Below are 12,383 nucleotides of genomic sequence, written 5' to 3'. Positions count from 1 at the left end.
AAAAATGACACAACACTATCGTTCACTGGCACAAGAAGAGATTGCGCGGCTGGAGGCACAGCATTGTGTGGCTTCCGACTGGAAAAGCGTAGAGGTGGCCGAGGGCTTCCGTACAGACCATATCCATCATACCCGCTTTTCGGGAAAGATACGGCTGGGAGTCTTTGAAAAAGAGTTTACGCTGGCAGGCGGGATAGCCAAGCATTCTGGATTGTATTATGCCACTCTGCACAATGTGTCGGTGGGGGATAATTGTTACATTGAAAACGTCAAGAATTATATTGCCAATTACGAAATCGGACAGGATACGTTTATCGAAAACGTAGATATTATTTTGGTCGATTGCCGGAGCCGTTTCGGAAATGGAGTGGAGGTTTCGGTCTTGAATGAAACGGGAGGACGTGAGGTAATCATACACGACCGTCTGTCGGCTCATCAGGCCTATATCATGGCACTTTACCGCCATCGTCCGGTGCTGATTGAGAAAATGCGGCAGATTATCGAGGCCTATGCAGAAGAGCATGCTTCGGAGACAGGGACGATTGGACATCATGTCACGATTGTCAATGCGGGTTACATCAAGAATGTGCGGATTGGCGATTATTGTCAGGTGGAAGGGGCTGGGCGCCTGAAGAACGGAAGCGTGAACAGCAACGAGGCAGCTCCGGTACATATCGGTTACGGAGTGGTGTGTGATGATTTCATCATTTCAAGTGGCTCTCACGTGGAAGACGGCACCATGCTGACCCGTTGCTTCGTGGGGCAGGCATGTCATTTGGAACACACGTATTCGGCTTCCGATTCGTTGTTCTTCAGCAATTGTCAGGAAGAGAACGGAGAGGCTTGTGCCATTTTCGCGGGACCTTTCACGGTGACACACCATAAATCGACTTTATTGATTGCGGGTATGTTCTCGTTCATGAATGCGGGGTCGGGCTCGAATCAAAGCAATCACATGTACAAGCTGGGGCCGATTCATCAGGGAACGCTGGAACGGGGGGCGAAGACGACCTCTGATTCTTATGTTTTATGGCCGGCCCGTATCGGTGCCTTTTCATTGGTGATGGGGCGCCATGTGACGCATCCGGACACTTCCAATCTGCCTTTTTCTTATCTGATAGAGGAGAAAAATACCACGTATCTGGTGCCGGGGGTTAATTTGCGGAGTGTGGGTACCATTCGCGATGCGCAGAAATGGCCCAAACGTGACAGGCGGAAGGACCCGAACCGGTTGGACCAGATTAATTACAACCTGTTGAGCCCGTATACCATTCAGAAGATGATGACGGGACGCCGAATTCTGAAGGAGTTGGCACGGGTATCGGGAGAGACTTCGGAAATCTATTCTTATCAGAGTGCGAAAATCAAGAATTCTTCCTTAAACAAGGGAATCAAATTCTATGAAACGGCCATCCATAAGTTTTTAGGCAATTCCGTTATCAAGCGTCTGGAGAACATTCATTTTATTTCCGATGAGGAAATCCGGAGGCGGTTGTTGCCGGACACTCCGGTCGGTACGGGAGAGTGGGTGGACATTTCCGGGCTGATAGCACCGAAAAGTGAGATTGAACGGTTGATGGAAGATGTTGAGTGCGGACGGTTGACTTCCGTGGATGAGATTCACAGCCGTTTTGCAGAGATGCATGCCCATTATTATACGTACGAATGGACGTGGGCCTATGAGAAGATGTTGGAGTTTTACGGATTGCAGGCAGATAAGGTGACGGCAGCAGACATTGTGTCCATTGTGCGTCAGTGGCAGGAAGCAGTGGTCGGACTGGACAAAATGGTATATGAGGATGCCAAAAAGGAATTTTCGCTGACCTCCATGACCGGGTTTGGGGCCGATGGAAGCAGTGAGGAAAAAGTACGTGACTTTGAAGAAGTGCGGGGCGTGTTTGAAAGTAATCCGTTCGTGACGGCTGTACTTGAACATATTCAGGTGAAAACCGCACTTGGAAACGAATTGATAGAACGTGTGAAGGATTTGTTGTAAATACAGGAGGGCCTGTGTATGAAGAATATATACGGATATATATGTTTGCTTTGCTTGTGCTTTGTGAGCTTGCAGGTACAGGCAGGACGGAAGAAGGTGTTGGAATATCCCGGTTTTGTTTTGTCGAATACCACGGAAATAGAGTTTAAGCGGATGATTCTGACCGATGAGCAGACACAGGTAGATGCGGTGATGTATGGCAAGCCTGGCACTCCGGTTGTCATCTCTTCCAGAGCCATGCTGAAATGGGGCAATGGAGGAGTGGCACGGTTGCGTGAGGCAGAGCATATTTCGCTCGACGGAGTGACAGAACCGGAAGTCATTGGTGAGGATGGAAGACTGGAAGTGATTCTTTCCTTTGCTCCTTTGCAATCCGATGTGCATGAAGTGGATTTCGTGGAACCGGAAATGGGGTGGAACATCTTTGGTATTCAGTTGAGCCGGAAAGAACCCTATGTATATGTGCCGAACTTTCTGACGTCGGAAAATCCGGTCCGCCAGAATGAATTACCCGAACCAGGATTGTCGGCTGGCAAGGCTGTGGTGAACGGATACCTTTTGGGATATGAAGCAAAAATGTCTCTGTATCCGGAACTGGTGTACAACGATGGCCTTTTCCCGAAAGAGTGGAATGTGCCGGTGAAAGTCCGTCAGGATGGTTTCTTTCATCTGGAAACAGATTTGTTACAGCCCACACTGACTTCATTGAGGCTGAACGGGGCCACTTTACCCCTTTTCCTGGTTCCTGGAGAGGAACTGACTGTCTATGTCAACCTGCCTCGTCTGAGTATGTCGGCCTCTCATTTGCAGGGAAAACAGTATGAGAAAAAGGAAAAGGCTTGGTTTGATGGAACGGCCGAAACTATCAACCGGGAATTGTCTTGTGGAAGTAAATCAGCCTTGGAAGCCTATCAGAGTGTAGAAAAAGGGTTGATGGAGCAACCGGAAATTGCAGCAAAGTTAAAAGCTGATTTTGATAAAGTCAGACCGGTGTGTGAGCACTTGCTTGCTGCTTCTTCCTTGACTTCGGATGACAGGAAGATACTCAAAACAGTAGAGTTTCCGGAGATTTGCACGTATGTGGAAGCGGTTGCACAGGCTTTGCAACTGAATGCGGCACGGATGGAATCCACCAAGGAAGCCGTAATTGCTTCGCTGGCTACGCAGGTGGAAGGAGCTGATATCCTTCCGCGGATTATCGCACCCCATAAAGGCCGGGCTATTCTGGTGGATTTTTGGGCTACCTGGTGCGGTCCGTGCCGGAAAAGCATGCAGGCCATGGTCCCTCTGAAAAGAGGTTTGTCTTCCAAAGACATTGTGTATATTTATCTGACCGGCCCTTCTTCGCCGGAGAATATCTGGAAGTCTAGCCTTTCCAAGATGACAGGGGTGCATTACCGGTTGACGGATGCGCAATGGAAATACCTCTGTAATGCGTATGGGGTGACTGGTATTCCTGCTTATCTGATTATCAGCCATGACGGAAAATTGCAGGCACGCTATGTAGGTTTCCCGGGAGTAGACGTGCTGCAGAAAGATTTGCTTCGTGCCCTGGAAGAGTAAAATGGATTGCCGATAACTTTTTGGATGAATTAAGGAAAAATTTCGATAATACTTTGTAACTTTGTGTCCACAATAACTAACAATTAATTTAATGTAATATGGCAACACCCGAATTCAAGTATCAGCCAATGTTTGAACGTGGTAAAGATACGACTGAATACTATTTGCTTACCAAAGATTATGTATCTGTAAGCGAGTTTGAAGGAAAACCCATCCTGAAAATCGAAAAGGAAGGTTTGACAGCGATGGCCAATGCGGCTTTCCGCGACGTTTCTTTCATGTTGCGCCGCTCTCACAACGAACAGGTCGCAAAGATTCTGACTGACCCGGAAGCAAGCGACAACGACAAGTATGTAGCTTTGACTTTCCTGCGCAATGCAGAAGTAGCAGCCAAGGGCGTACTTCCTTTCTGCCAGGATACCGGTACGGCAATTATCCACGGTGAAAAAGGACAGCAGGTATGGACCGGATATTGTGATGAAGAAGCGCTTTCTCTGGGTGTGTACAAAACTTATACAGAAGAAAACCTGCGTTATTCTCAGAATGCACCGCTTACCATGTACGAAGAGGTGAATACTCGTTGCAACCTGCCGGCTCAGATTGATATTGAAGCTACTCAGGGTATGGAGTATGAATTCCTTTGCGTCACAAAGGGTGGTGGCTCTGCCAACAAGACTTATTTGTATCAGGAAACGAAGGCCATCCTGAATCCGGCTACGCTGGTGCCGTTCCTGGTAGAAAAGATGAAGACCTTGGGTACAGCTGCTTGTCCTCCTTATCACATCGCTTTCGTGATTGGCGGTACTTCTGCTGAAAAGAACCTGCTGACAGTGAAACTGGCTTCTACTCGTTTCTATGACACACTGCCTACTACTGGTAACGAATACGGTCGTGCATTCCGCGATGTCGAACTGGAGAAACAAGTGCTTGAAGAAGCTCATCGCATTGGTTTGGGTGCACAGTTCGGTGGTAAATATTATGCACACGATGTGCGCATCATCCGTCTGCCGCGTCACGGTGCTTCTTGTCCGGTTGGTCTGGGCGTATCTTGCTCTGCCGACCGTAACATCCGTTGCAAAATCAACAAAGACGGTATCTGGATTGAAAAACTGGATTCAAATCCGGGCGAACTGATTCCGGAAGAATTGCGTCAGGCAGGTGAGGGTAATGCCGTGAAGATTGACCTGAACCGTCCGATGCCGGAAATCCTGGCAGAACTGGATAAGTATCCGGTAGCTACCCGTCTGTCTTTGAACGGTACGATTATCGTAGGTCGTGATATCGCTCATGCCAAACTGAAAGAACGTCTGGATCGCGGTGAAGACCTGCCTCAGTATATCAAGGATCATCCGATTTATTATGCCGGTCCGGCCAAGACTCCGAAGGGAATGGCTTGCGGTTCTATGGGCCCGACAACTGCGGGACGTATGGACCCGTATGTAGACCTGTTCCAGAGTCATGGTGGTTCTATGATTATGTTGGCTAAGGGTAACCGTAGCCAGGCTGTGACAGATGCCTGCAAGAAACACGGTGGTTTCTACTTGGGTTCTATCGGTGGCCCGGCTGCTATCCTGGCACAGAACAATATCAAGAGCATCGAATGTGTGGAATATCCGGAACTGGGTATGGAAGCTATCTGGAAGATTGAGGTAGAAGATTTCCCGGCATTTATCCTGGTAGACAACAAGGGTAATGATTTCTTCAAACAAATCAAACCTCGTTGCACTGGTAACTGTAAATAATTGAAGCATTAGATATGCTCTTTCCCTAGGAGGAGCATGAGACCATACAAAGGATTTGCAAACCGTAGCCTGTCGATGGCCGGATTTGCAAATCCTTTTTTTATTCTGTTCCCCCGATTTGTTTCATCATAGTGGATTAAAAATGAATTTTCTGCGTTTTTGTAAGAACTGGACTTTGCCCATCGCCATGGCAATGGGAGTCATTCTGTATTTTGTATATGTCAGTATTCCTTTTCTTGCCCCGACCAAACCGTTTGTGACCCGTGCCATCGACATTGTACAGCCGGTGTTGATTTTCCTGATGCTGTTTCTCACGTTCTGTAAAATCAGTCTGCACGATTTGAAGCTGTGTGCCTGGCACCTGCGTTTGCTGCTGATTCAGGGAATCAGTTTTGTGGTCTTGGGATTGCTGTTGGTGATATTCCCTGATTTTCCGGCCCGCATTCTGGTGGAAGGAGCGATGATTTGTCTGATTTGTCCCACGGCCACGGCAGCCGCAGTAGTCACCCGTAAACTGGGGGGAGATGCGGCCCATCTGACCACCTATACTATTCTGATTAATATCCTGACTGCCATTCTGGTACCGTTGATGCTTCCGCTGGTTCATCCGCATCCGGAACTGAATTTCGGCAGTTCGTTTACCCTGATTTTAGGAAAGGTCTTTCCGTTGTTGCTCTGTCCGTTTCTGGCGGCTATTCTGCTGCGGGTACTTCTGCCGAAGGTGCATGCCAAGGTGGCGCAGTATCATGAGCTGTCATTCTATTTGTGGGCCGTAGCCCTGACTCTGGCTATCGGAGTGACGGTAAAAAGTATCGTTCATAGCGACGTGTCTTTCTGGTATCAGGCCGGATTGGGAGTCGTTTCCCTGGTGTGCTGTGGTCTGCAGTTCTATTTTGGAAAGAAAGCCGGGCGTAGGTATGGCGATTCCATCAGTTCCGGACAGGCTTTGGGACAGAAAAACACCGTATTCGCCATTTGGATGGGCTATACTTTCTTCACTCCTGTGACGGCAGTAGCTGCCGGTTTCTACAGTGTATGGCACAATGTGGTCAATTCCTACCAGTTGTATTTGCAGCGTAAGGCAGAAGGAATGTCCGACGCTTTGAAAAATTAACAGCTTGTCTGTCATTGCTGTGCGCGGAAAGTTGTAACTTTGCCGACACTTTGTAATGTAGAAGAATAGATTCGCATGATTTCAATAGAAGGATTGAAGGTGGAGTTTGGAACAACTCCCCTGTTTGAAGATGTATCGTTTGTTATCAACAAGAAAGACCGCATCGCACTGGTCGGAAAAAACGGTGCCGGAAAATCTACCATGCTGAAAATCCTGGCGGGATTGCAGCAACCCACGGAAGGGGTGGTGGCCGTGCAGCGGGGCATTACCATCGGGTATTTGCCGCAGGTGATGATTTTAAGCGATACACGTACGGTGATGGCAGAAGCCGAGATGGCTTTTGAGCATATCTTCGAGATGCAGGAGAAGCTGGAGAAGATGAACCAGGAGCTGGCCGACCGTACGGATTATGATTCGGAGAGTTATCACGAACTCATAGAGCGATTTACCCACGAGAACGAACGTTTCCTGATGATGGGAGGTACCAACTACCATGCAGAGATTGAACGTACGCTGACGGGGTTGGGATTCAACCGGAGCGATTTTGACCGGCCGACATCTGAGTTCAGTGGAGGATGGCGTATGCGTATCGAGCTGGCGAAACTTTTGTTGCGTCGTCCGGATGTGCTTTTGCTCGACGAGCCGACCAACCATCTGGACATTGAGAGTATCCAGTGGCTGGAGAACTTCCTGAAAGCAAGTTCGGGGGCCGTAGTGCTGGTGAGCCATGACCGGGCCTTCATCAACAACGTGACGAACCGCACTATTGAGATTTCCTGCGGACGGATTTACGACTACAAAGTACCTTACGATGAATTTGTCGTGCTGCGTAAGGAGCGCCGCGAGCAACAGTTGCGTGCGTACGAAAACCAGCAGAAAGAGATAAAAGATACGGAAGACTTCATCGAACGCTTCCGTTACAAGGCCACGAAGGCTGTACAGGTGCAGAGCCGCATCAAGCAGCTGGAAAAAATCGTGCCCATCGAGATTGATGAAGAGGACAATTCCACCCTTCGCCTGAAATTCCCTCCTTCCATCCGTTCCGGCAACTATCCGGTGATTTGCGAGAATGTGAAGAAAGCATACGGCGACCACGTGGTGTTCCACGATGTGAACCTGACCATCCACCGCGGGGAAAAGGTGGCGTTTGTGGGAAAGAACGGCGAAGGTAAGTCTACCTTGGTGAAGTGTATCATGGATGAGATTCCTTTCGAAGGCAAGCTGACCATCGGACACAATGTGCAGATTGGGTATTTCGCCCAGAACCAGGCTCAGCTGCTCGATGAGAACCTGACGGTGTTCGATACCATCGACCGGGTGGCGAAAGGAGATATCCGTTTGAAGATACGCGACATCTTGGGTGCCTTCATGTTTGGAGGAGAAGCCTCCGAAAAGAAGGTGAAAGTGCTGTCGGGAGGGGAACGCAGCCGTCTGGCCATGATCAAGCTGCTGCTGGAGCCGGTGAACTTCCTGATTCTGGATGAGCCGACCAACCATTTGGACATGCGTTCGAAAGACGTACTGAAGGAAGCGATAAAGGAATTCGATGGGACCGTCATCGTGGTATCACACGACCGTGAGTTCCTCGACGGACTGGTGACCAAGGTCTATGAGTTTGGCGGCGGTCTGGTGAAAGAACATATCGGCGGCATTTACGATTTCCTGCAAAAAAAGAAGATGGAGAGCCTGAACGAACTTCAGTTGTCGCAGTCGCCGCAGGTGGCTCCAGAAAAGAAAGAAGAAACACCGGACAGTGACAACAAACTTTCGTATGAGGCCCAGAAAGAGCTGAACAAGAAAATCCGCAAGCTGGAAAAACAGGTGGCCGACTGTGAAACGAAGATTGAGAAGCTGGAAGGCCAGGTAGGGGAACTGGAACAGCAGATGGCCACACCGGAAGGGGCTTCCGACATGAAACTGTATGAACAGCATCAGCAGCTGAAAAAACAGATTTCAGACGCGGAGGACGAATGGACTTCCCTCTTGTCGGAACTGGAAGAAATGAAACAGGAATAATTTGAGACTTAATTAAAATAATACACTTATGAACAAAAAGAATTATGTAGCCGTAGCTGCGTTGGCATTTGCCATGATGACCAGCTGCGCCGGACAGAAGGAAGCCAAAAGCACTTCTGGCATCGATCTGGCAAACATGGATACGACCGTGGCTGCCGGAACCGACTTTTTCCGTTATGCATGTGGTGGTTGGAACGACGCGCATCCGCTGACTGCCGAGTATTCTCGTTATGGCACCTTCGACCAGCTGTTTGAAAACAGCCAGAAACAGTTGCGCGAACTGATTGAAGGACTGGCTGCCCAGAAGAACAATCAGGCAGGTTCAGCCGCACAGAAAATCGGTGATTTGTACAACATGGCCATGGACAGCGTGACTTTGAACAAGCAGGGTGCAGAACCGGTGAAGGCTATGCTCGACAAGATTGCGGCTTTGAAAGACAAGAGTGAAATCATTCCGATGATGACTGAGATGGCGCATGCCGGTATCGGAACTTATTTCCACAGCTATGTGTATGCCGACCCGAAGAACAGTTCGCTGAACATCTTCCAGATGGGACAGGGCGGTATCAACCTGGGTGAAAAGGAATATTACCTGGACAACGACAGCATCACGCAGAACATCCGTGAACAGTACAAGCTGTATATCGGCAAACTGTTCCAGCTGGCAGGCTTCACGGAAGCAGAAGCTCAGCAGAAGGTAGCCGACGTGATGGAGATTGAAACTTCCATAGCCAAGGTGTCACGCAGTGCCACAGAACTTCGTGACCCGGAAGCCAACTACCACAAGATGTCGTTCGACGAACTGAAGAAGACCATCTCCGGCATCGATTGGGATGCGTATGTAAAGGGACTGGGTATTCAGGCTCCTGCCGAACTGAATGTGGAACAGGTAGAACCGATTCAGGAAGTGGCTCGTCTGATGAACACGTTGCCAGTGTCAAAGCATGTGTCATATTTGGAATATAACCTGCTGGATGCCGCTGCTTCTTATCTGAGCGATGACTTCGTGGCTGCCCGATTTGATTTCTACGGCAAGGTATTGTCTGGCCGTCAGGTAAACCAGCCGCGCTGGAAACGTGCCGTGAACTCTGTAAACGGTATGTTGGGTGAACTGGTAGGCGAAATGTATGTAGAAAAATACTTCCCGGCAGCTGCCAAGGAACGTATGGTGAAACTGGTGAAGAACTTGCAGACTGCTTTGGGAGAACGTATCAATGCACAGGACTGGATGAGCGACAGCACCAAGGTGAAAGCACAGGAAAAACTGGCTGCCTTTCATGTAAAAGTAGGTTATCCTGACAAATGGAAAGACTATTCCAAACTGGACATCAAGAAAGATTCTTACTGGGCCAACGTATGCCGTGCTTCAGAATGGGGATTCAACGATATGTACAGCCGTCTGGGCAAACCGGTCGACAAAGATGAATGGCTGATGACCCCGCAGACTGTCAACGCATACTATAACCCGTCTACCAACGAAATCTGCTTCCCGGCTGCCATTCTTCAGCCGCCGTTCTTCAACATGGAAGCAGACGATGCAGCCAATTACGGTGCCATCGGCGTGGTAATCGGTCATGAAATGACCCACGGATTCGACGACCAGGGTCGTCAGTTCGATAAAGACGGTAACCTGACCGACTGGTGGGCTCCGGGTGATGCCGACCGCTTCAAGGAACGTGCACAGGTGATGGTGGACTTCTTCAACAAGATTGAAGTGCTGCCGGGTTTGTATGCCAACGGTGAACTGACACTGGGCGAGAACCTGGCCGACCATGGAGGTTTGAACGTGGCTTATCTGGCCTTCCAGAATGCGACGAAAGATGCACCTCTGGGTGTGGTAGACGGTTTCACTCCGGAACAGCGTTTCTTCCTGGCATACGCTACTTTGTGGGCTGGCAACATCCGCGACGAGCAGATTCGTGTATATACCAAGTCAGACCCTCACTCTTTGGGCAGATGGCGTGTGAACGGTGCGCTTCCGCACATCCAGGCTTGGTATGATGCCTTCCACATCACTCCGTCTGATCCATTGTACGTAGCTCCGGAAAACCGCGTGAACGTGTGGTAAGCCACAAAATCTGAGAATTAATATTCAGCATAAAAAGGTCTATGGACTGTCATGAGGTCCATAGACCTTTTTTTATGGTCTTCAGTTATTCTTTCCTTTCTACTGGTATATTCTTTCCTTTCTACCGATGTTTTCTCTGTACTGCACTTTGGAATTTGTATTTCACAGTGTGAAATATATATCCCACACTGTGGTTTTTGTATCCCACAGTGTGAAACAGAGAATTTTCCCTTTTGTTTGACCCCAAATAGATAGTCATTTATTGTTATCCGATAGATGAAATCACGGTTTTCCGTGGTGTATATGAAATGAGAAACTCCTTTCTTTGTATAAGTTAGTGGGAAACAGGTTAAGAATCCATTTTTAAAAAAGCATGAGGAAAGCCATTACTGGACTGTCTATTATTATGGGGAAAAAGTCTCTTTTTTGAATGATGAACCCCTTTCTCTCTGCTCCGATGGAGTTTTGAGAAAGGGGTTGCTTATGATAGATGAGGGGATAAAGTCTTAATATCCGCCTCCCAGCGCATGATACAGGTTGATGACTCCTTGTATCTCGTCGAAACGGTCGGTGGCGGTGTCGAGTTCTGCCTGGAGCAAGGCCTGGCGGGCCGTAATCACTTCCAGGTAGTTTTGGGAACTGTGCCGCATCAGCAGTTCTGAACTCCGCAGAGCGGACTGGAGGGAGGCACACTGACGTTCATCCAGCTGGATGCGCTTGCGGGCGGTCTGCCATTGTACCAGTGCATCGTTCACTTCCGCTCCGGCATCGAGCAGACTTTGCTGGAAGGTCAGCAGTGCTTCGTCCTGCTGTGCTTTGGCTATTTTCAGGTTCGCGATGTTTTTCCCCCGGTTAAACAACGGTTGTACGAGGGAAGCGACGGCAGAAAGCAGCCACTGTCCCGGATTGGTGAGGACGGCACCGGCTGCGTTGGTCCATCCGGCGGAACCACTCAGCGTGATACTGGGATAGAAAGTCGAGCGGGCGGAGTTGGTGGCGTAGTAGGCCACGGCCAGTTGGTTTTCACATTGGCGTACGTCCGGGCGGCGGCTCAATAATTGCAGCGGGACTCCCGTAGAAAGCGAGTCGGGAAACTCTTGCGCTTCGAGGGTGGAACGTCCTACCGTCTGTGGCGACATCCCCAGCAGGGTAGAAAGCGCATTCTCCATTTCGTTGATTTGGCGTTCGATGGAAACTACCGAAGTCTCTACGGACAGTTTGCTGGCTTCGGTTTGTGCGACTGCCATTTCGGTGGCCTGTCCGGCTCGTTTCAGGGCTTTCATTGTGTGCAGGCTTTCTTCCCAGGTGCTTGCCGTACGCCGTGTGATGTCCAATTGTTCGTCGAGCATCAGCAGGCTGTAATAACTGTTGGCAATGGTAGCCACCAGTTGGGTCTGTACAGCCTGTCGATAGGCTTCGCTCTGTTCGAGTGCAGCCTGGGCCCCTCGCTTGGCATTCAGCAGTTTGCCGAAGAGGTCGATTTCCCAGTCGGCAGACGCTGCCAGGTTGTAAGTCTTGGAGGGTTTGCTGCCGTCCAGACTGGTAAGTGTGCCTTGCGGAGTAAGCGATAGGGAAGGCAAGTACGAAAGCCGTGAGTTCATGAGCAAGGCTTCGGCCTCTTTCACCTTGAGCCGGGCGATGTTCAAGTCTGTATTATGAGCCAGTCCCGTTTCAATGAGCTGTTGCAACTGTGGGTCTGTGAAGAGTTCCTTCCACGAAAGTGAAGCCAGCGAGGTGGTGTCTTCCGTGTCTACCGGTTGACGATACAAGCTGTCGGACACCGTGATGGATTCCGGACGTTCATACGTCCGGTAGATGTGGCAGCTGCTCAGGGTGGAGGCCAGTAAAAGGGAAATCACTATCTTATTTTTCATGTGCATAATC

General features: G+C 49.5%; 7 protein-coding genes. 6 read left to right on the top strand and 1 reads right to left on the bottom strand.

What is annotated here, in order from left to right; translation table 11 throughout:
* The first annotated feature begins 4 nt into the window (after positions 1 to 4).
* From OIM59_RS14205 to OIM59_RS14180, 6 genes are all read left to right on the top strand, one after another.
* Positions 5 to 1,996: a DUF4954 family protein gene (locus OIM59_RS14205; RefSeq protein WP_303897342.1), complete on the top strand. Its 1,992-nt coding sequence runs from the start codon at positions 5 to 7 to the stop codon at positions 1,994 to 1,996.
* 18 nt (positions 1,997 to 2,014) lie between these two features.
* Positions 2,015 to 3,559, top strand: a complete 1,545-nt coding sequence (locus OIM59_RS14200) for a TlpA disulfide reductase family protein (RefSeq protein ID WP_303897340.1) — start codon at positions 2,015 to 2,017, stop codon at positions 3,557 to 3,559.
* Between the two features lie 98 nt (positions 3,560 to 3,657).
* Positions 3,658 to 5,301, top strand: coding sequence for a fumarate hydratase (locus OIM59_RS14195; protein ID WP_299171958.1), 1,644 nt, complete (start codon positions 3,658 to 3,660; stop codon positions 5,299 to 5,301).
* Positions 5,302 to 5,443: 142 nt separating this feature from the next.
* Positions 5,444 to 6,415, top strand: a complete 972-nt coding sequence (locus OIM59_RS14190) for a bile acid:sodium symporter family protein (RefSeq protein WP_303897337.1) — start codon at positions 5,444 to 5,446, stop codon at positions 6,413 to 6,415.
* Between the two features lie 75 nt (positions 6,416 to 6,490).
* Positions 6,491 to 8,431: an ABC-F family ATP-binding cassette domain-containing protein gene (locus OIM59_RS14185; protein ID WP_299171952.1), complete on the top strand. Its 1,941-nt coding sequence runs from the start codon at positions 6,491 to 6,493 to the stop codon at positions 8,429 to 8,431.
* Positions 8,432 to 8,459: 28 nt separating this feature from the next.
* On the top strand, positions 8,460 to 10,499 hold the full coding sequence (locus tag OIM59_RS14180; RefSeq protein ID WP_299171950.1) for a M13 family metallopeptidase: 2,040 nt from the start codon (positions 8,460 to 8,462) through the stop codon (positions 10,497 to 10,499).
* A gap of 506 nt (positions 10,500 to 11,005) precedes the next feature.
* On the opposite strand, the gene OIM59_RS14175 is transcribed toward OIM59_RS14180, so the two are convergent.
* The gene (locus OIM59_RS14175; protein WP_303897334.1) at positions 11,006 to 12,373 is read right to left on the bottom strand and encodes an efflux transporter outer membrane subunit; all 1,368 of its coding nucleotides are present in this window, start codon (positions 12,371 to 12,373) and stop codon (positions 11,006 to 11,008) included.
* Positions 12,374 to 12,383 lie beyond the last annotated feature (10 nt).

This window comes from Bacteroides mediterraneensis, from assembly GCF_025993685.1.
GTDB lineage: Bacteria > Bacteroidota > Bacteroidia > Bacteroidales > Bacteroidaceae > Phocaeicola > Phocaeicola mediterraneensis_A.
Note: the sequence above shows the minus strand (reverse complement) of the source record. Positions and strands in the feature narration are given on the sequence as shown.